This is a genomic window from Pseudorhodoferax aquiterrae, from assembly GCF_014652235.1.
GTDB classification, from domain to species: Bacteria; Pseudomonadota; Gammaproteobacteria; order Burkholderiales; family Burkholderiaceae_C; genus Pseudorhodoferax; species Pseudorhodoferax aquiterrae.
The window spans coordinates 268517-289026 of record NZ_BMYK01000002.1 but is presented as its reverse complement, the minus strand read 5'-3'; the positions used below and the strand labels follow the sequence as shown (position 1 = coordinate 289026).

18 protein-coding genes are annotated in these 20510 nt (G+C 68.1%); 11 read left to right on the top strand and 7 right to left on the bottom strand.

Annotated elements, in window-relative coordinates:
• The first annotated feature begins 9 nt into the window (after positions 1–9).
• The 10 genes from trbE to IE209_RS03850 all read left to right on the top strand — a co-directional run bounded on the left by trbE (position 10) and on the right by IE209_RS03850 (position 10040).
• Positions 10–2448, top strand: coding sequence for a conjugal transfer protein TrbE (trbE, locus tag IE209_RS03895; protein ID WP_016452513.1), 2439 nt, complete (start codon positions 10–12; stop codon positions 2446–2448).
• Complete coding sequence (gene trbJ, locus IE209_RS03890) at positions 2445–3173, top strand: P-type conjugative transfer protein TrbJ (RefSeq protein WP_016452512.1); 729 nt, start codon at positions 2445–2447, stop codon at positions 3171–3173. Before trbE ends, trbJ begins: the two co-directional genes overlap by 4 nt.
• A 12-nt stretch (positions 3174–3185) precedes the next feature.
• Positions 3186–4520, top strand: a complete 1335-nt coding sequence (gene trbL / locus IE209_RS03885) for a P-type conjugative transfer protein TrbL (protein ID WP_016452511.1) — start codon at positions 3186–3188, stop codon at positions 4518–4520.
• 18 nt (positions 4521–4538) lie between these two features.
• A complete protein-coding gene (gene trbF, locus IE209_RS03880; protein ID WP_016452510.1) occupies positions 4539–5243 on the top strand; it encodes a conjugal transfer protein TrbF in 705 nt (234 codons plus the stop codon).
• On the top strand, positions 5240–6232 hold the full coding sequence (gene trbG, locus IE209_RS03875) for a P-type conjugative transfer protein TrbG (protein WP_016452509.1): 993 nt from the start codon (positions 5240–5242) through the stop codon (positions 6230–6232). The genes trbF and trbG overlap by 4 nt, the downstream gene beginning before the upstream one ends.
• 2 nt (positions 6233–6234) lie before the next feature.
• Entirely contained in the window at positions 6235–7497 is a 1263-nt protein-coding gene (locus IE209_RS03870; protein ID WP_016452508.1) for a TraB/TrbI/VirB10 family type IV secretion system protein, read from the top strand.
• Positions 7494–7736, top strand: a complete 243-nt coding sequence (locus IE209_RS03865; protein WP_016452507.1) for a DUF2274 domain-containing protein — start codon at positions 7494–7496, stop codon at positions 7734–7736. The genes IE209_RS03870 and IE209_RS03865 overlap by 4 nt, the downstream gene beginning before the upstream one ends.
• A 608-nt stretch (positions 7737–8344) precedes the next feature.
• Positions 8345–9247, top strand: coding sequence for a cysteine synthase CysM (gene cysM / locus IE209_RS03860; protein WP_189685708.1), 903 nt, complete (start codon positions 8345–8347; stop codon positions 9245–9247).
• Between the two features lie 5 nt (positions 9248–9252).
• Complete coding sequence (locus IE209_RS03855; RefSeq protein ID WP_189685707.1) at positions 9253–9768, top strand: NUDIX hydrolase; 516 nt, start codon at positions 9253–9255, stop codon at positions 9766–9768.
• A 44-nt stretch (positions 9769–9812) separates the two neighbouring features.
• Positions 9813–10040: a sulfurtransferase TusA family protein gene (locus IE209_RS03850; protein ID WP_189685912.1), complete on the top strand. Its 228-nt coding sequence runs from the start codon at positions 9813–9815 to the stop codon at positions 10038–10040.
• Positions 10041–10077: 37 nt separating this feature from the next.
• Here the strand turns inward: IE209_RS03850 and galU are convergent, their stop codons facing one another.
• Both galU and IE209_RS03840 read right to left on the bottom strand, forming a co-directional pair.
• Entirely contained in the window at positions 10078–10980 is a 903-nt protein-coding gene (gene galU, locus IE209_RS03845) for a UTP--glucose-1-phosphate uridylyltransferase GalU (protein WP_189685706.1), read from the bottom strand.
• A gap of 101 nt (positions 10981–11081) precedes the next feature.
• Entirely contained in the window at positions 11082–13961 is a 2880-nt protein-coding gene (locus tag IE209_RS03840; RefSeq protein WP_189685705.1) for a valine--tRNA ligase, read from the bottom strand.
• A gap of 265 nt (positions 13962–14226) precedes the next feature.
• On the opposite strand from IE209_RS03840, the gene sodC reads away from it, so the two are divergent.
• The gene (sodC, locus tag IE209_RS03835; protein WP_189685704.1) at positions 14227–14748 is read left to right on the top strand and encodes a superoxide dismutase family protein; all 522 of its coding nucleotides are present in this window, start codon (positions 14227–14229) and stop codon (positions 14746–14748) included.
• A gap of 20 nt (positions 14749–14768) precedes the next feature.
• Here sodC and IE209_RS03830 read toward each other — a convergent pair whose 3' ends face one another.
• Genes IE209_RS03830 through IE209_RS03810 form a run of 5 tightly spaced genes read right to left on the bottom strand, consistent with a single transcriptional unit; the run spans position 14769 to position 20510 of the window.
• Positions 14769–15254, bottom strand: a complete 486-nt coding sequence (locus IE209_RS03830) for a MarR family winged helix-turn-helix transcriptional regulator (protein ID WP_145550331.1) — start codon at positions 15252–15254, stop codon at positions 14769–14771.
• A 16-nt stretch (positions 15255–15270) separates the two neighbouring features.
• Positions 15271–16980, bottom strand: coding sequence for an acyl-CoA dehydrogenase family protein (locus tag IE209_RS03825; protein ID WP_189685703.1), 1710 nt, complete (start codon positions 16978–16980; stop codon positions 15271–15273).
• 22 nt (positions 16981–17002) lie between these two features.
• The gene (locus IE209_RS03820) at positions 17003–18694 is read right to left on the bottom strand and encodes a tannase/feruloyl esterase family alpha/beta hydrolase (protein ID WP_189685702.1); all 1692 of its coding nucleotides are present in this window, start codon (positions 18692–18694) and stop codon (positions 17003–17005) included.
• Positions 18695–18733: 39 nt separating this feature from the next.
• Positions 18734–19723: a tripartite tricarboxylate transporter substrate-binding protein gene (locus IE209_RS03815; RefSeq protein WP_189685701.1), complete on the bottom strand. Its 990-nt coding sequence runs from the start codon at positions 19721–19723 to the stop codon at positions 18734–18736.
• A 22-nt stretch (positions 19724–19745) separates the two neighbouring features.
• A complete protein-coding gene (locus IE209_RS03810) occupies positions 19746–20510 on the bottom strand; it encodes an SDR family NAD(P)-dependent oxidoreductase (RefSeq protein ID WP_189685700.1) in 765 nt (254 codons plus the stop codon).

Below are 20510 nucleotides of genomic sequence, written 5' to 3'. Positions count from 1 at the left end.
GGGAATGCCATGCTGAACCTTGCCGAATACCGCCAGCGGCCGGCGCTGCTGGCCGACTGGCTGCCTTGGGCCGGGCTGATCGCGCCGGGCGTCGTGCTGAACAAGGATGGCGCCTTCCAGCGCACGGCGCGCTTTCGGGGGCCTGACCTCGACAGCGCGACGCAGGGCGAGTTGATCTCCACGTCGGCGCGGCTGAACAACGCGCTGCGCCGCCTGAGCTCGGGCTGGGCGCTGTTCATCGAAGCCGAGCGCCGGCCCGCGGCCAGCTACCCGCACTCGGAGTTTCCTGAGCCGCTGTCCTGGCTGGTGGACGAGGAGCGCCGCGCCGCCTTCGAGGACTCGGGCAACCATTTCGAGAGTGGCTACCACCTCACGCTGGTGTACCTGCCGGCCGAGGAGTCGCGCGCCCGCGCAGCAGGGCTGCTCTATGAGAACCGACCCACCGAAGGCGTGGATTGGCGCGAGCGCCTAACTGCCTTCGTCGCGGAGACGGATCGCATCTTTGACCTGCTCGATGGCGTGATGCCGGAGATCGTCTGGCTCGATGACAGCCAGACGCTGACCTACCTGCATGCCACCGTTTCAACGCGGCGTTACCGCGTGGGCGTGCCCGAGGTGCCATTCCACCTCGACGCTCTGCTAGCCGACGCGCCGCTGATCGGCGGCCTGGCACCGATGCTGGGCGACCAGCATCTGCGCGTGGCGACGGTGCGCGGTTTCCCGACCTCGACCTGGCCGGGGATTCTGGACGACCTCAACCGCCTGGGATTTGGGTATCGCTGGAGCACGCGCTTTCTGTGCCTCGACAAATCCGAGGCGGAACGGGAGTTGGGGCGCTTGCGCCGCCAGTGGTTCGCCAAGCGCAAGAACGTCATCGCGCTGCTGCGCGAGACGATCTTCCAGCAAGAAAGCCCGCTGGTCGATACCGACGCCAGCAACAAGGCCACCGATGCCGATGCCGCCTTGCAGGAGCTGGGCAGCGATCAAGTGGCCTTCGGCTACGTGACAGCGACCGTCACCGTCATGGACGCGGATGCCGCCGTGGCCGACGAGAAGCTGCGCAGGGTGGAGCGCGTCATCCAGGGGCGTGGCTTCGTCACCATCCCCGAAACGCTCAACGCCGTGGATGCGTGGCTGTCGTCCATTCCGGGTCATGCCTACGCGAACGTGCGCCAGCCCATTGTCTCCACGTTGAACCTGGCGCACCTGATGCCGGTGTCGGCGGTATGGGCCGGGCCGGAGAAGAACGCGCACCTCGACGGCCCGCCGCTGATCGTCACGCGCACTGAGGGCGCGACGCCGTTCCGGCTGGTGACGCACATCGGCGACGTGGGCCACACGCTGGTGGCTGGTCCTACGGGCATGGGCAAGTCGGTGCTGCTCGCCACATTGGCGATGCAGTTTCGGCGCTATCGCGGCTCGCGCATCTTTGCCTTCGACATGGGACGCTCGATGCGCGCCACCATCCTCGGGCTGGGTGGCGAGCACTACGACCTCGGGATGGATGGCGAGATCGCGTTTCAGCCTCTCGCCCGCATCGACCGCGAGGGCTACCGCACCTGGGCCGCCGAATGGATCGAAGGGCGCTTGCGGCATGAGGGTGTAGCCGTCGGCCCCGAAGAGAAGGCCGCCATCTGGTCGGCGCTCGGCAGTCTCGCCGGTGCGCCGGTGGAGCAGCGCACGATGACCGGCCTGTCGGTGCTGCTGCAATCGAATGCGCTGCGCCAGGCGCTCGCGCCGTACGTGCTGGGCGGCGCCCACGGCAAGCTGCTGGATGCGGATTCGGATCGCCTGGGCGCCGGCTCCGTGCAGTGCTTCGAGATGGAGGAACTGATGCACAGCAAGGCCGCCGTCATGGCCGTGCTGCATTACCTCTTTGCGCGCTTCGATGAACGCTTCGACGGTGCGCCCACGCTGCTGATCCTCGATGAAGCGTGGCTGTTCCTCGATGACCCGGTGTTTGCGGCGCGCATCCGCCAATGGCTCAAGACGCTGCGCAAGAAGAACGTGAGCGTCATCTTCGCCACGCAGAGCCTGGCGGACATCAAGGATTCGAGCATCGCGCCCGCAATCATCGAGAGCTGCGCGAGCCGCATCTTCCTGCCCAACCCACAGGCGACCGAGCCGCAGATCAGGGTTATCTACGAAGGCTTCGGGCTGAACTCGCGCCAGATCGAGATCGTGGCGACCGCGCAGCCCAAGCGCGACTACTACTACCAATCCCGACTCGGCAACCGCCTGTTCGACCTCGACCTGGGCGCCGCGACGCTGGCCTTTGCGGGCACGTCCACGCCGCAAGACCAGCGCGACATCGACGCGGTGCTCGCTGCCGCTTCATCCGCTTCCACCCCGTTCGTAGCCGCGTGGCTGCGCCATCGCGGCCTGAATTGGGCCGCCGACCTGCTGTCCTCGTTCCCGTCCACCCATCTCCAGGAGAACCCATCATGAAAAAGCGTCTTCTCGCCGCCGCCGTCGCGGCCATGCTTTGCACCGCTACCGCCGTGCAGGCGCAATGGGTCGTGATCGACCCCACGAACCTCGTGCAGAACACGCTGACCGCGATCCGCACGCTGGAGCAGATCAACAACCAGATCAAGCAGCTCCAGAACGAAGCGCAGATGCTCATCAACCAGGCGCGCAACCTGGCCAGTCTGCCATCCAGCGTGGTCGGCCAGCTGCGCGCCAATCTGGCGACCACCCAGCGGCTGATCGCGCAGGCCAAGGGCTTGGCCTATGACGTGACGAATCTGGATCGGGAATTCCAGCGCCTGTACCCCGAGCAATACGCCGCCACCGTGAGCGGCAACCAGATGTACCGCGACGCGCAGGAACGCTGGAAGAACACGCTCGATGGCCTGCAGACCACCATGCAGATGCAGGCTCAGGCATCGCAGAACCTGAGCGACGACGAAGGCGTGCTGGCCGACCTCGTGGGCAAGAGCCAATCGGCGGTGGGCGCTTTGCAGGCGATGCAGGCCACGAACCAGTTGCTGGCCCTGCAGGCCAAGCAGTCGATCCAAACGCAGCGGCTGCAGATCACGCAGGATCGCGCGGGCTCGCTGGAACTGGCGCGGCAGGCCGCCGCCGTGGAGCGGGGCCGCGAGGTGAACCGGCGCTTCCTGGGTGAGGGCACGCCGTACACGCCGCGGTCCGTCGATTTCTACAGTCGTTGACGGAGCCAGGCCATGAACGACGTTTCGGTCATTGACCGCTTCCTCGACATCTTCTCGCGCTACATCGACTCGGGCTTCGGACTGTTGCATGGCGAGGTGGCGTTCCTGACCGCAACGTTGATCGTCATCGACATGACGCTCGCCGGGCTGTTCTGGGCGATGGGGCATGCCACCGGCCAGGGCGAGGACGTGATCGCCAAGCTGATCCGCAAGGTGCTGTACGTGGGTGCCTTCGCCTACATCATCGGCAATTTCAACACCCTGGCGGGCATCCTGTTCCGCTCATTCGCCGGGCTGGGCCTGACGGCCAGCGGCTCGACCTTGAGCATGGGCAACTTCCTGCAGCCGGGACGGTTGGCCAAGGCCGGTATCGACGCAGCGGCGCCCATCCTCGACCAGATCCGGGAGATGGCGGGCTTCCCGGAGGTCTTCATCCACATCGCGCCCATCGTCGTGCTATTTCTCGCTTGGCTGGTGGTCATCGTCAGCTTCTTCGTGCTGGCGGTGCAACTCTTCGTCACGTTGATCGAGTTCAAGCTGACCACGCTGGCGGGCTTCGTGCTGGTGCCGTTTGCCCTCTGGAACAAGACAGCGTTTATGGCCGAGAAGGTGCTGGGCAACGTGGTGTCCTCGGGCATCAAGGTGCTGGTGCTCGCCGTCGTCGTGGGTATCGGCTCAGGGCTGTTCGCCGAATTCAGGATACCGCCCGGTTCCGAGCCGTCCATCGACCAGGCGCTGGTCATCATGCTGGCCTCATTGTCCATGCTGGCCCTGGGCATCTTTGGGCCGGGCATTGCGACAGGCTTGGTGTCCGGTGGGCCACAGCTCGGCGCGGGCGCGATGGCCGGTGCTGCCATCGGCGCAGCCGGAACCGCCGTGGCGGTCGGTGCCGCGGCTACCGGCGTCGGAAGCGCAGTGGCGGCCGGGGCACGCATGGCACCCGCCGCCGCCCGCTCGATGGCATCGACCGCCAGCAGCGCCAAGTCGACGTACCAGGCGGGCTCCACTTCGGCCGGTGGCGGCCTGAAGGGTGCCGCCGCCGGCGTGGGCAATGTTGCCAAGACCGGCGCGCAGGCGGCCGGGCAGAAAGTCGCCGATGGGGCGCGGTCGATGAAGGAACGCATGGCGGCGGCCTTTCGGCCCGATGACGCGCCGGCCTCCGGCGCCGCGCACGCCGACCCTGACGCTAGCGGATCGGCTCCGTCTGCCGAACAACCCGCCTGGGCCAAGCGCCTGCACCGCAGGCAGCAACTCACCCATGCCGCGACGACCGCCGCCCACACGCTGCGCGGCGGCGACGGCGGCAGCTCCAGCCAGGGGCCAAGCCTGCGTGATTCCGATTCCTGATCTTGAAGGAGAACTCCCATGCGATTCAAAAGACCGCAGGTGCGCTATGCCAACACACCGCAGCCTGCTACCCCGTACCAATCCGCCGCCCAGGCCTGGGACGAGCGCATCGGCTCGGCCCGCGTACAGGCGAAGAACTGGCGGTTCATGGCCTTCGGCTGCCTCACTTTGGCCGTACTGATGGCCGGTGGCCTGGTCTGGCGTTCCGCGCAGTCCATCGTCACCCCCTACGTCATCGAGGTGGACAACTCGGGTCAGGTGCGCGCTGTCGGCGAAGCGGCCACGCCGTACCGGCCCAGCGATGCGCAGATTGCTTACCACCTCGGCCGCTTCATCGGTCTGGTGCGCTCGCTGTCCATCGACCCCATCGTGGTGCGGCAGAACTGGCTCGATGCCTATGACTACACGACCGACAAAGGCGCCGTGGTGCTCAACGAGTACGCCCGCGTGAACGATCCGTTCGCGCGTATCGGCAAGGAGTCGGTGACGGTGCAGATCAGCAGCGTGACCCGCGCCAGCGACACGTCGTTCAACGTGCGCTGGACGGAGACGCGCTTCGTCAACGGCGCGCTGGATCGCACCGAACGCTGGAACGCCGTGGTGTCCATCGTGCAGCAGACGCCGCGCACCGAGCAGCGCGTGCGCAAAAACCCCCTGGGCATCTACGCCAACGGGCTGTCGTGGAGCCGCGAACTGGAAGCGAACGAAGGAGCAAAACCATGAATGATCTTTTCCGTAAATCCGCCTTGCCGATCATGCTGCTTGCCCTCACGGGCTGCGCTACGCAGGGCAAGCCGCCGCCGTCCATCTCGCTCGATGAGCCGGTGCAGGCCCAGCCGCTGCCGGAGCCGCCTACGCCTGTGGAGGTAGTGGCTGTGCCGCAGGTGCTGCCGATGCCAGCGCAGATGAAACCTGTGCCGGATGCCAAGTCCGTCGCAGAACCCGCCGATGAAACCGTGCGCGTGTCTCGCGCCAACGCCGAGGCGCGTATTGCGCCCACGCGCGAGGGCTACGTCAACGCGATTCAAGTGTGGCCCTTCACAGATGGCGCGCTGTATCAGGTCTATGCGGCCGTGGGCCGCGTGACGGTGATCGCGCTCCAGCCTGGTGAGGAGCTGGTGACGGTGGCTGCTGGCGACACGGTTCGCTGGATCGTCGGGGACACGTCGAGCGGCAGCGGCGATGCGCTGCGCGTCAATGTGATGGTCAAACCGATCCGCTCGGGGTTGAAGACCAACCTAGTCATCACCACCAGCCGGCGCACCTACCTGCTGGAGCTGACTTCGACCGAGAAGACGTGGATGGCGTCGTTGTCCTGGGAGTACCCGAAGGACAAGATGCTGGCCCTGCAGCGCCAGGCGCAAGCGGCCAGCGCCGTCGCGCCGGTCGATAGCGGCCTGTCGCTGGAGAAGATCCGCTTCCGCTACGCGGTCAGCGGCAGCAATCCGCCGTGGAAGCCGCTGCGCGCCTTCGATGACGGCGGGAAGGTCTACATCCAGTTCCCGCCGGGCATCGCGCAGGGCGAGCTGCCGCCGCTGTTCGTCATCGGCGCGCAGGGCGACGGGCAGTTGGTGAACTACCGTTTTCGGTCGCCGTATTACATCGTGGATCGCCTGTTCGGTGCGGCCGAACTGCGCCTGGGCGGAGACAAGGGCGATGTGGTGCGGATCGAGCGCACCGATGGCGTTTCCGGTGGCACGCGGAGGAACTGACCATGAGCCAGGACGACACTCGCGATCTTGGCACGCCACAGGCGGGCAAGGTCGCGCCCGAGGCGGTGGCGCTGCGCGCCCAGCCGCGCCCGGTCACACGCCTGAATCGGCGCACCTTGGCCATGCTCACGGGCGGCCTGTCGGTCGCCGTGCTAGGGGCCACGATCTGGTCATTGCAGCCACATCGGCGCGGCGCAGGCGAGCAGACCGAGCTTTACAACGTGGATCGCGTCTCGAAGTCCGAGGGGCTGGATGGCCTGCCTTCGGATTACTCCAAGCTGCGGAAGGTGCCGGAGCTGGGGCCGCCGCTGCCGGGCGATCTCGGCCCTGCCATCGTGAAGGCGCAGCAGCCGGTGACACCCACGTATGCGCCACCGGGCCACGACCCGGAGGACGCTCGGCGCAAGGAAGCCGAAGCGGCAGCGGCTTCCTCGGTGTTCTTCCATTCTGGTACGCCCGGCAAGACCGCAGCGCCAGCGACTGCGCAAGCGGCTGGCCCGGCATCGACCTTGGCGGGCTTCGACCCGCTGGCCGCTGGGCCGGCCTCGACGGCTGCCCAGCCTGCCGACCCGACCGCCGTGCAGAACCGGCAAGACCAGAAAGAGGCTTTCCTGAAAGGCGGTTCTACGGAAACCCGCAATTCTGGCAATCTGCAAATGCCAGCCTCGCCGTACCAGATGATGGCCGGGACGGTGATCGCCGGGGCGCTGGTGACAGGCATCAAGTCGGACCTGCCGGGCGACGTGATTGGCACGGTGACGGAGCCGGTCTACGACTCGGCCACGGGCAAGTTTCTGTTGATCCCTCAGGGCTCGCGCCTCATGGGCAAGTACAACAGCCAGATGAGCTATGGGCAGAGCCGCGTGCAGGTGGTGTGGAACCGCATTATCTTGCCGGATACGTCTTCGCTGAAGCTCGACAACCTCGCGGGCGCCGACCCGGCCGGCTACTCCGGCCTGGAGGATGGCGTCGATTGGCACTGGGATCGCGTCTTTGCCGGTGCGGCGCTGACGACACTGCTGGGCGTGGGCGCGGAGCTGGCCGCGCCGGAGAACCGGCAGAACGGCAACCGCATCGTGATTGCCGGGCGCGACAGCGCGCAGGACAGCATCAATCAGGTCGGCCAGGAGATGACCCGGCGCAACATGAACATTCAGCCGACCTTGACGGAGCGGCCGGGCCTGCCGGTGCGGATCATCGTCAACCGCGATCTGGTGTTGCGACCGTACCAGCCGATGTTCTTCCAGCGGGGGGCGATGCGATGAGCACGACGAAGAAATTGCGGCTGGGGCCGCTGCCCAAGCTGGAGTCCACGAAGCTAACCTTTGCGTGCTCGGTCAGCCTGAAAGCCGACCTTGACCGCTATGCCGCGCTGTACGCGCAGGCGTATGGGGAGGCGGTCGATGCCACGATGCTGATCCCGTACATGCTGGAAACCTTCATGGCGGGGGATCGAGGATTCAAGCGCACGCAGACCAAGAACGAAAAAGCCGCCTCTGCTTGACAGAGGCGGCTCTTGAATTGGTGCCCGAGGCCGGAATCGAACCGGCACGCCTTGCGGCGGGGGATTTTCTTCCCACTTCGGCTTTCGCCGCCGCCGTCTCCGAAGAAACGGCGTTCGTGGGCTGGAGCACGCCTTCACCATAGCCTTTCGGCCGTAGGTGCCCGCCGTCTGCTCTCTACACCTTCCGAGGAGCCTTTCGGCTCCAGGGCTTGGCTCGGTATTAGCTCGGACTTGCGTCCAGGGCCTTCGCCGAGTTTGACGGGCTTCACCTCTGGGGTTTCCCCCGGAGGGCTCAAATTTGGTCTGAGTCCCCTGCGTCTACCAATTTCACCACTCGGGCATGACGCACGATGCTACTTCAACTATCTACTCCTCACTGGGAGCCAGCTTGCATCGTCCTGGCTCCTAGCTGACTCCTGGCTCGAAATGCAGGCATCTCGATCAAGAGGCGATTTATCACTCAATCCCTTGTCCCATGCGGCTTGGCAGGCAGTGACCTCAAGCAAGAACTACGTAGAAGTCCCTATTTTTGAGTCCCCTGCGTCTACCAATTTCACCACCCGGGCATAGCCGCCATGGGCAGCCTGAAATTATGGCACAGTCCAGCCATGCAATACCCGACGATTGAAGACGCCATCGGCCGCACGCCGCTCGTGGCATTGCAGCGCATCGGCGCTGCGGACAACAAGGCCCGCGGCAATGTCGTCCTGGGCAAGCTCGAGGGCAACAACCCGGCTGGCTCGGTCAAGGACCGGCCTGCCGTATCGATGATCCGGCGCGCCGAGGAGCGTGGCGAGATCCGGCCGGGCGACACGCTGATCGAAGCCACCTCGGGCAACACCGGCATCGCGCTGGCCATGGCGGCCGCCATCAAGGGTTACCGCATGGTGTTGATCATGCCGGAGGACCTGTCGATCGAACGGGCGCAGACCATGAAGGCCTTCGGCGCCGAACTGCTGCTGACGCCCAAGAGCGGAGGCATGGAATACGCGCGCGACCTGGCCGAGCAGATGCAGCGCGACGGCAAGGGCCGCGTGCTCGACCAGTTCGCCAACGCCGACAACCCGCGCATCCACTACGAAACCACCGGGCCGGAGCTGTGGGAGGCCACGCAGGGCCGCATCACGCATTTCGTGAGCGCCATGGGCACGACGGGCACGATCACGGGCGTGTCGCGCTTCCTCAAGGAAAAGAACCCGGCGATCCAGGTCATCGGCGCCCAGCCCAGCGAGGGCTCGCGCATCCCGGGCATCCGTAAATGGCCGCAGGAATACCTGCCCAAGATCTACGACCCCGCGTGCGTCGACGAGACGGTCAACGTGGGCCAGGACGATGCCGAGGAGATGTGCCGCCGGCTCGCGCGCGAGGAAGGCATCTTCGCGGGCATCTCGGCCGCCGGCGCCTGCTGGGTCGCGCAGCAGATCGCGCAGCGCGAGCAGAACGCCACCATCGTCTTCGTGGTCTGCGACCGCGGCGACCGCTACCTGTCCACCGGCGTCTTTCCAGCGTGACCACCATGCAGCCCTTCAAGTTCTGTCCGCAGTGCGCCACGCCGCTGGAATGGATCACCTCGCTGGAGGACGGCGGCGCCAAGGAGCGCCTGCGCTGCGTCTCCTGCAGCTACACGCACTGGAACAACCCGACGCCCGTGCTGGCCGCCATCATCGAGTACGAGGGCAAGGTGCTGCTGGCGCGCAATGCTGCGTGGCCCGGCAAGATGTACGCGCTGATCACGGGCTTCATGGAAGCCGGCGAATCGCCCGAGGAGGGCATCCGGCGCGAGATCCAGGAGGAGACGGCGCTCGAGATCAGCGCGCTCGACCTGGTCGGCGTCTACGACTTCCAGCGCATGAACCAGGTCATCATCGCCTACCACGCGCAGGCGCACGGCGAGGTGCGCCTGTCGCCCGAGCTCGTGGACTACCGGCTCTATGCGCTGGAGGACGTGAAGTGCTGGCGCGCCGGCACCGGCCAGGCGCTGGCCAAGTGGCTGCTCTCGCGCGGCATCACGCCGCAGTACCTCGAGCGCTGACTAGAATCGGCCGCCGCATCGCGAGGAGCCCCATGGACACCGACATCAGCATCGACAAGGAAATCGACACCCGCGGCCTGAACTGCCCGCTGCCCATCCTCAAGGCCAAGAAAGCGCTGAGCGACATGGACAGCGGCAAGCTGCTGCGTGTGGTGGCCACCGATCCGGGCTCGATGCGCGACTTCCAGGCCTTCGCCAAGCAGACCGGCAACGAGCTGGTGCAGCAGAGCACCGTCGGCGCCGAGTTCATCCACGTGCTGCGCCGGCGCTGAGCCCCGGCGCCCAGGGCGGGCGCCGGTTGCGGGGGGCTCAGATGGCGAGGCCCTTGAGGTACTCGCGGAAGCCCTTGTTCACTTCCGGGTGCTGCAGCGCGAGCTCCACCGTGGCTTCCAGGAAGCCGTGCTTGCTGCCGCAGTCGAAGCGCTTGCCCTCGTATTCGAAGGCATGGACGATCTCGGTGTTGAGCAGGCCGGCGATGCCGTCGGTCAGCTGGATTTCGCCGCCGGCGCCGCGCTCCTGGTTGCGGATGTGGCCGAACACCGCCGGCGTCAGGATGTAGCGGCCCGCCACGCCCATGCGCGAGGGCGCCGATTCGGGCGCCGGCTTCTCCACCATGTGGCTCACGCGCGTGAGTCGGCCGCCTTCGATGTTGGTGACCTTCTCGCCGGCCACGATGCCGTAGCGGCGGACCTGCTCCAGCGGCACTTCCTGCACGGCCAGCAGCGAGGTGCCCAGGCGGCTGAAGGCGTCCGTCATCTGCGCCAGCACGGGCTTGCCCCCGGCCGGGCCGATCATCAGGTCGTCGGCCAGCAGCACGCCGAAAGGCTCGTTGCCGACCAGGTGCTCGGCGCACAGCACGGCATGGCCCAGGCCCAGCGAACGCGGCTGGCGCACGAAGGAGCAGTACATGTCGTCCGGCGCGACCGAACGCACCAGGGCCAGCAGTTCCTTCTTGCCAGCAGTCTCCAGTTCGCTCTCGAGTTCGTAGGCGGTGTCGAAGTGGTCTTCGATCGCGCGCTTGTTACGCCCCGTCACGAAAATCATCTGCCGGATGCCGGCCGCATAGGCCTCTTCGACCGCGTACTGGATCAGCGGCTTGTCCACCACCGGCAGCATCTCCTTGGGCTGGGCCTTGGTGGCAGGCAGGAAACGCGTGCCGAGACCGGCAACGGGGAAAACGGCTTTGGTGACGGTCTTCTGGTAGCTGGACATGGTGATGCAATTCGCTTTCTATTGGATTGGGAAGCACAAAAAACGCGGCAGCATACCGCTCGGCAAGCAATGCATATGCCATCCGAAACGGTGCGCTGCTGTCAGCCCAATCGTACAAGTTGCGTTTGAAGCCTCTGTAACGTGGCGCCGAAGTCGGCTACCCGCTTCTTCTCCTGCTCGATGACGGCCGGCGGTGCCTTGGCGACGAAGGCCTCGTTGGAGAGCTTGCCATTGGCCTTGGCGATCTCGCCCTGGATGCGGGCCACTTCCTTGCCCAGGCGTGCCTTCTCGGCCGCCGCGTCGACCTCCACGTACAGCGCCAGACGCGCCTCGCCGACGACGGCCACGGGGGCCGATTGCGCAGCGGCTTGCCAGGCCGCCTCGTCGTCGAACACCTTGACCTCGGCCAGCTTGGCCAGGGCCTGCAGCACCGGGGCTGCGCCGCGCATGAACTCGGCATCGCCGACCACGTAGAGCGGCAGCCGGGTGGCCGGCGACACGTTCATCTCGCCACGCAGGTTGCGGCAGGCATCGACCACGGCGCGCAGCCTGGCCATGTGGGCGATGGCGGTCTCGTCGATCTTGGCCGGCTGCGCCTGCGGATACTTCGCCACGGCGACCGAGGGGCCGGGCAGGCCGGCCACCGGGGCCACCTTCTGCCAGAGCGCTTCGGTGATGAACGGGATGATGGGGTGCGCCAGGCGCAGGATGGCCTCCAGCGTGCGGATCAGCGTGCGCCGCGTGGCGCGCTGCTCGGCCTTGCTGCCGGTCTGGATCTGCACTTTGGCAATCTCCAGGTACCAGTCGCAGAACTGGTTCCAGACGAGGTCGTAGAGCGCATTGGCCACGTTGTCCAGGCGGTACTCGGCGAAGCCCTTGGCGATCTCGGCCTCGACCTGCTGCAGCACCGAGCTGATCCAGCGGTCGGCCTGGCTGAAACGCATGTAGCCGTGGAATTCACCGCCAGGCTGGCACTGCTCCTTGGTGTGCTCGGCCAGGCCGCAGTCGCGGCCTTCGCAGTGCATCAGCACGAAGCGCGTGGCGTTCCAGAGCTTGTTGCAGAAGTTGCGGTAGCCCTCGCAGCGCTTGCTGTCGAAGTTGATGCTGCGGCCCAGCGAGGCCAGTGCCGCGAAGGTGAAGCGCAGCGCGTCCGCGCCGTAGGCCGGGATGCCTTCGGGGAACTCCTTCTCGGTGTTCTTGCGCACCTGGGGCGCGGTCTCGGGCTTGCGCAGGCCGGTGGTGCGCTTGTCCAGCAGCGGGGCCAGCGCGATGCCGTCGATGAGGTCCACCGGATCCAGCACGTTGCCCTCGGACTTGCTCATCTTCTTGCCCTGCGCATCGCGCACCAGGCCGTGGATGTAGACGTGCCTGAACGGCACGCGGCCCGTGAAGTGGGTCGTCATCATGATCATCCGGGCGACCCAGAAGAAGATGATGTCGTAGCCCGTCACGAGCACGGTGGAGGGCAGGTACAGGTTGTAGTCGTCGGTGGGCGCGTCGGTCTGCTCCGGCCATCCCATGGTGCTGAACGGCACCAGCGCCGAGGAATACCAGGTGTCCAGCACGTCCTCGTCGCGGCGCAGTGTCTTGCCCGGCGCCTGGGCCTGCGCATCGGCCTCGCTGCGCGCCACGTAGACCTTGCCGTCCTCGTCGTACCAGGCCGGGATCTGGTGGCCCCACCAGAGCTGGCGGCTGATGCACCAGTCCTGGATGTTGCCCATCCACTGGTCGTAGGTGTTGACCCAGTTCTCGGGCACGAAGCGCACCTCGCCACTCTTGACGGCGTCGATGGCCTTCTGGGCGATGCTCTTGCCGGTCGGATCCTGCTCCGAGACCTTGGTCATGGCGACGAACCACTGGTCGGTCAGCATGGGCTCGACCACCTCGCCCGTGCGCGTGCAGATTGGCACCGTGAGCTTGTGCTTCTTGGTTTCCACCAGCGCGCCGATGGCCTCGAGGTCGGCCACGATGGCCTTGCGTGCCACGAAGCGGTTCAGGCCGCGGTACTTCTCGGGCGCCTCGTCGTTGATGGTGGCCTGCAGCGTCAGCACGCAGATCATGGGCAGCTTGTGGCGCTGGCCCACGGCATAGTCGTTCACGTCGTGCGCGGGCGTCACCTTCACGACGCCCGTGCCGAAGGCCTTGTCCACGTAGTCGTCGGCGATGACGGGGATCTCGCGCCCCACCAGCGGCAGCACCACGGTCTTGCCGATCAAATGCGTGTAGCGCTCGTCCTCAGGGTGCACCATCACGGCCACGTCGCCCAGCATGGTCTCGGGCCGCGTGGTCGCCACGGTGAGGCTGCCCGAGCCGTCGGCCAGCGGGTAGGCGATGTGCCACAGCGAGCCGTCCTTCTCCTCGCTCTCGACCTCCAGGTCGGACACGGCGGACTGCAGCTTGGGGTCCCAGTTCACGAGGCGCTTGCCGCGGTAGATCAGGCCCTGCTCGTAGAGCTTCACGAAGGTGTCGGTCACGACCCTGGACAGCTTGTTGTCCATCGTGAAGTACTCGCGGCTCCAGTCCACGCTGTCGCCCATGCGGCGCATCTGCGTGGTGATGGTGTTGCCCGATTGCTGCTTCCACTCCCAGACCTTGGCCGTGAACGCGGCGCGGCCCAGGTCGTGGCGGCTGATGCCCTGCTCCTGCAGCTGGCGCTCCACCACGATCTGCGTGGCGATGCCGGCGTGGTCGGTGCCGGGCACCCAGGCCGTGTTGAAGCCCGCCATGCGGTGGTGGCGCGTCAGCGCGTCCATGATGGTCTGGTTGAACGCATGGCCCATGTGCAGCGTGCCCGTGACGTTGGGCGGCGGCAGCTGGATCGCGAAGGAGGGCGCGTTCGCATCGGGCACGCCCGTGCCGCGCACGCCCGCGGCGCCGAGGCCGCGGCGCTCCCATTCGGGCCCCCAGTAGGCCTCGAGGGCGGCAGGTTCAAAGGACTTGGACAGTTCGGCCAGGCCGGGTTGTTCGGGGGTGTCGCTCATGGGAAATCCAGACGGGAGGCGGTGCCGCGCGGGCACGGCGGGGCGGGAACGCGAAGGCGGCGATTTTAGGGGCTGTCTGCCGGCGGGCCCTGGCCGGTGCGGGCATCCACCGGATGCACGATGCGGGCTCCCTGCGCGGCCGCGGCGCCTGGGTACCATGCCGCCAGCCAGGCCGGGCGCTGGCGGTGCGGCGCGTGCGGGCCGCGCGGCGCGCGCCGTGTCGGTCAGCCATGCTTCTTCAACGTGACGACCCGGAGATTTGACGATGAAACCACTGCTCATGGCCGCTGGCGCGCTGCTGGCCGCCTCGACCGCCTTCGCCGCCGAGACCACGGTGCCTCTGCACATCGCCGACAAGCAGGGCGCAGGTGCCGACGTGGGCACGGTCCGCATCGTCGAGACCGCCTACGGCCTGGCCTTCTATCCCGCACTCAAGGGCCTGCCGCCCGGCCTGCACGGCTTTCATGTGCACGAGAACCCCTCGTGCGTGCCCAGCGAGAGCGCGGGCAACGTCGTGCCGGCCGGCGGCGCCGGCGGTCACCTGGATCCCGCGGGCACCAAGAAGCATGGCGAGCCCTGGAGCGACGGCCACCTGGGAGACTTGCCGCCGCTGTACGTCGCGGCCGACGGCAGCGCCACCGCGCCCGTGCTGGGCCCGCGCCTGAAGCTGGCCGACGTGCGCCAACGCGCGCTGATGGTGCATGCCGGTGGCGACAACCATGCCGACCACCCGGCCCCGCTGGGCGGTGGCGGGGCACGCATCGCCTGCGGCGTGATCGGCGGCTGAGCCGCAGCAGCGGCGGGCGTTCAGCGCTCGCCGCGCAGGTAGAACTTCTGCAGCAGCCGCTGTACGGTCGCGCGCTCGCGCTCCGTGAGCCGCCCCGCCAGTTCGTTCTCCAGTTCCACGACGACCTTCTCGGTTTCCTGCGCGAGCGCATGGCCGGCCTCGGTCAGGTGCAGGCCGACGGCGCGGCCGTCGCGCGGGTGCGGCCGGCGTTCGATGAGGCCGCGCCGGTCCAGCGCGGCGATCAGGTTCACGAAATTGGGCGGCAGGATGTCCAGCGTGGCGCAGAGCTGGCGCGAGGTCGCGCCCGGGTTGTGCGCGAGCAGGGCCAGCACCGAGAAATCCGCCTGCGTGAGCCCGTAGGGCGCCATGCGCTCGAAGAACACGCCGCCGATGGCGATGGCGGCCCGGCGGGCGTTGTAGCCGATCAGGCCTTCCAGCACGCTGGTGTCCAGCGGCTCGAAACTGGGTGCGGGGGCGGGCGGGGGAGTCTTGCGTGCGCGGGCCATGCGCCGATTGTGGCGTTCAGGCCGCGGCGCTCTGGGCCACGGCCTGCGCCGCCTGCTTGACCATGGTGAGCCGCATGTCGAATTCCGGCAGCACCCAGCGGCGGAAGGCGGCTGCGGGCTGCGTCCAGCGCGTGTCGTCCGCTGCGCTGGCCTCGATGCGCGCCCAGGCCCAGGCCAGCAAGGCCAGCGCGGTCACTCGCAGGAAGTCGTCGGCCACCTCGTAGGCCAGGCGCGGCTGGGCCTTGGCCGCCAGCGCCACGCTGGTGGCCAGGTAGCGCAGCTGGGCCAGGCGGCGCTGGGCATCGGCATCGGCCTCGCGCGAGGCGTCGAGTTCGTCGCGCAGCTCCAGCAGCATGGCCGAGAAGTCGGCCCCCGCATCGGGCAGCACCTTGCGCACCAGCAGGTCGATGGCCTGGATCTCGTTCGTGCCCTCGTAAATCATGGCCACGCGCACGTCGCGCACATGCTGCTCGATGCCCCATTCGCGCACATAGCCGTGCCCGCCGAACACCTGCAGACAGGCGCTTGCGCCCTCGAAACCCTGCTGTGTGCAGGCCGCCTTGAGGACGGGCGTGGCCAGCGCGCACCAGCGCTGGGACGCGGCGCGGGTCTTGGGGTCTTCGGCATGGCGGGCCAGGTCCAGCCGCAGGCCGGTGCGGTAGGCCAGCAGGCGTGCACCGTCGATCCAGGCGCGCTGGGTGTCCAGGATGCGCGCGATGGCCGGGTGCTCGGCGATGGGGCTGGGTTCGGGGCCGGTGGCGCCCGGCGCGCGCATCTGCCGGCGCTCGGCTGCGTAGGCGCTGGCCTTTTGCCAGGCCGCGTCCAGGATGCCGATGCCCTGCAGCGCCACGTGCAGCCGGGCGGCGTTCATCATCACGAACATGGCCGCCAGTCCGCGGCCGGGCTCGCCGATCAGCCAGCCCGTCGCGTCCTCGAAGCGCATGACGCAGGTGGGGCTGCCGTGCAGGCCCATCTTTTCCTCGATGCGCTCGCACGAGACCGCGTTGCGCTGACCGTTGGGCAGGACCTTGGGCACCAGGGCCAGCGACAGGCCCTTGGGCCCGGGCGGCGCATCCGGCACTCTGCACAGCACGAGGTGCACGATGTTGTCCGAAAGATCGTGCTCGCCGCCCGAGATGAACATCTTGCTGCCGCTCACACGCAGCGCGCCATCGGCCTGCGGCACGGCGCGCGTGCGCACCAGGCCCAGGTCGCTGCCGGCGTGGGCTTCGGTCAGGCACATCGTCGCCAGCCATTCGCCGCTGGCCAGCCTGGCCAAGTAGCGGTCCTTCAATTCCGGGCTGCCGTGGTGCTTCAGGCACTCGTAGGCGCCGTGCAGCAGGCCGGGCGCCATCGTGAAGCCCTGGTTGGCAGCCGACAGCCATTCGTAGAGTACCGCTTCGAGCACGGCGGGCAGGCCTTGCCCGCCGTGGGCCTGGTCGGCCGACAGCGCCGGCCAGCCCGCCTGCCAGAACGCCTGGTAGGCTGCGCGGAAGCCGGGCGGCGCCGTGACGGCGCCGGCCTCGAAGCGGCAGCCCACCTCGTCGCCCGTACGGTTCAGCGGCGCGATGGCCTCGGCCACGAACTTGCCGGCCTCTTCCAGCACCTGGTCCGCCAGCGCGTCGTCGACCTCGGCGAAGGCCGGCAAGGCGCGCCATTGCGGTCCTGCGTCCAGCACCTCGTGCAGCAGGAAGCGGGTGTCGTCGGGGCGGGGCAGGTAGTCCATGGCGGTTCGGTGCGGGAAGGGCTTACTTGCAGCTGAAGCTGCTGGCGAGTTCCAGGCTGCCGCTGCCGTTGTAGCGGGCGACCTGGGGGTAGGGGCACAGCGGGCGGGTGCGGTCGGCAGCCCAGTCCGCGGGCACATCGGCGTTCAAGCCGCCGGCATTGCCGGCGCCGCGCGCGCTGGCGATCACGCGTTCGGGCGCCTCGCCCTTTTCCACCCAGTTGACCAGCGCGTCGAGCATGTCGAACTGCTCGGTGGCCGGGCCGCCGCTGCAGTGGTTCATGCCCGGCACGAGGAACAGACGGGCGAAATCGGAGGCATCGCCGCCATTGTCCCGCCGCAGGGCCTGGTACCAGTCCACCGTGTCGTCGCTCGAGAAGATCGGGTCGGCCGTGCCGTGGTAGACCATGAGCTTGGCGCCGCGGTTCTTGAGCGTGGGCAGCTGGCCGTAGTTGACCGGCAGCATGAACGACAGCGCACTCTCGGTGTAGGTGGCATTGGTGGCCTGCACCTTGGCCAGCATGCTGTCCAGGTTGCCCGTGAGCGCGAAGTTCGTGCCGTTGAAGCTGCTGCGGTCCTCCGGCGGCACCTGCCAGACGAAGCCCACGGCGCCCGTGTCCAGCGTCAGCGAGTTGCTGAACTTCCAGCCGGCCCAGCCGTTCGTCTGCAGCCCGTTGTCGTAGGGGAAGCTGGCGTAGATCTTCGTGCCGCTTTCCGTCGTCGCGCCCTTGAAGAGCGCGACGATGCCGGACTTCTGCTCCGCGCTGAGGCAACTGCCGTCGCGTGCGCCGCTGCAGGTGGGCAGGTCGCGGGCCAGGTCGAAGGCGGCCTGGCAGGCGGCCGTGTCCTGCACGAGGCCGTCGCTGGCGCCGTCGAGCGCATCGCATTTGGCCAGCACCGCCTGGCTCACCAGCGTGCGTTCGGCCTGCGTGAAGCCGGTGCCCAGGTTGCCCGCCGTCGTCGCGAGCGCGGCATAGGTCTTGGCGCCAGCGATGTTGGCGATCGCCGCGCGCGGCAGCCGCGTGCCGGGATTGCCGGCGAGGATGCCGTCGTACTGCTCGGCATAGCGCGAGGCCGCCACCATGGCGTGGCGCCCGCCATTGGAGCAGCCGCCCAGGTAGCTGCGGTCGGGCGCCTTGCCGTAGGCGGTCTGGATGGCGCTCTTCGCCATGGGCGTGAGCTTGCCGACGGCCTGGTAGCCGTAGTCCAGTCGCGCCTGCGGGTCCAGGCCGAAGAAGGGACCCAGGGATCCTGCATGGCCGGCGTCCGAGCTCAGCACGGCGAAACCCTTGTTCAACGCGTTGTCCAGCGGGCCGCCGCCGCCGATGCCGCCGGCGGCCGTGCCCACGCTGCCGTCCAGGCCGCCGTTGGCCTGGTAGAAGAAGCGGCCGTTCCAGTTGTTGGGCAGCCGCATCTCGAAGCCGATGGCGTAGCTCTGGCCGTCCACGGCGCTCACGCGGTCGAACATGCGGCCGGTCACGCGGCAGTGCGCGGGCACGTCCTTGCCGGCAACCTTGAGCGTGCCGGCCGCGATGGCTTCGGACGCCGTGATGGTGGTGTTCGCAAATGCGATCCGGCCCGCGAGGTCGGTACAGGACTGCAGCGCGGCGGGCGTGGCCGCGGCCAGCTGCGGCAGGTCGTCGTCACCCGAGCCGCAGGCGGCCAGCAACAGGGCCGGCGCGAGCGCGGCGGCGAGGGTGAGTTTGCTCTGTGGCATCTGGTGTCTCCTCCGGTGGTGGTGGGTGGGATCAGGGGATCAGGATTCGGCCGTGAAGCCGATCTGCTTGACGAGCGGACCCCAGCGCTCGAACTCGGCTTTCTGGTCGGCCGCCATCTCCTGCGGCGTGCTGCCGTGCGCGACCAGGCCCACGATGGCCAGCGCGTCGATGACGGTCTTGTCCTTCAGCGCCGCCGTGATCGCGGCATTGGCGGCGGCGATGGTGGCGGCCGGCGTCTTCGCCGGTGCGTAGAAGCCGAACCATTCCTCCGAGGTCACATCGGGGTAGCCCAGCTCGGTGAAGGTCGGCACGTCCGGCAGGTAGGGCGAGCGCTTCTTGCCCGAAGTGGCCAGCACGCGCACGCGGCCGGTCTTCATGTACTGCAGGTAGTCGCCGCTGGGGTTCATGGCGGCGGCGATCTGGCCGCCCACGAGGTCGGTGATGCTGGGCACGGTGCCGCGGTAGGGCACGTGCTTGAGTTCCACGCCCGCGCGGATGCCCAGCAGCGCGCCCAGCAGGTGCGGCATGGAACCCGCGCCCGGCGAACCATAGCTGGCTTTCTCGGGGTTGGCCTTGGCCCAGGCCAGGAAGTCCTTGAGCGTCTTGACTTCGGCCGGCACGGCCGGCCCCACGGCCAGACCGTGGAACATGATGGCGCCGATGGAGACCTGCGTGACCTCCTCGGGCTTGTAGCTGAGCTTGGGATAGATGTAGGGATAGACCGCCAGGGCCGAGACGGGCGCCAGCGTCAGCACCGAGCCGTCGGCCGGCGCGGCCTTGAGCGACTCCACGGCGATGCGGCCGCCCGCGCCGGGCTTGTTCTCCACATAGCCCGGGTTCTTGCTGTAGGGCGTGCCGCCCAGCTTCTCGGCCACGCGGCGCGCCACGCTGTCGCCTGCGCTGCCGGCCGGAAAGCCGTACATGATCTTGACCTGGTCCAGCGCCTGGGCGAGCGCGGACAGCGGCGAGAGCGCGCCGAGGGCGGCGGTGCCGGCCAGGGCGTGCAGGAAGTGTCGACGGTGGTGCATGGGGTTGTCTCCTCGGGGTGGATCAGCGGGGGGCCATGCGCAGCGCGCCATCCAGACGGATGACCTCGCCGTTCAGGTGGCCGTTGGTGACGATGTGGCAGGCCAGCTCGGCGAACTCCGAAGGCTTGCCCAGGCGCGGCGGGAACGGGATGGATGCGGCCAGCGATTGCTGCACCGGCTCGGGCAGCTCCAGCAGCAGCGGCGTGGCGAAGATGCCTGGCGCCACGGTGCAGACCCGGATGCCGTGCTGCGCGAGGTCGCGCGCCATCGGCAGCGTCATGCCGACCAGGCCACCCTTGGATGCGCTGTAGGCCTGCTGGCCGACCTGGCCGTCGAAGGCCGCGACCGAGGCCGTGAACACCATGACGCCGCGCTCGCCACCGCCGAGTGGATCGAGCCTGGCGCAGCGCGCCGCGAACAGGCGGCTGATGTTGTAGGTGCCGAGCAGGTTGACGTTGATCACGCGGGCGAAGTCCTCCAGCGGCGCGGCCTGGCCGTCCTTGCCCACGATGCGCTTGGCCGAGCCGATGCCGGCCACGTTCATGAGGATGCGCGCCGGGCCGTGCGCCGCGGCGGCCGCATCCAGCGCGGCCTCCACGCTCGCGGTGTCGGTGATGTCGCAGGCGTGGGCCGTGCCTCCGATCTCGGCCGCGACCTGCCGGGCGCGGTCGAGGTTGCGGTCCAGCACCGCGACCCTGGCGCCCAAACGGGCCAGTTCGCGGGCCGTGGCCTCGCCCAGGCCGGATGCGCCGCCCGTGACGAGGGCGGCCTGTGCTTCGATCTTCAT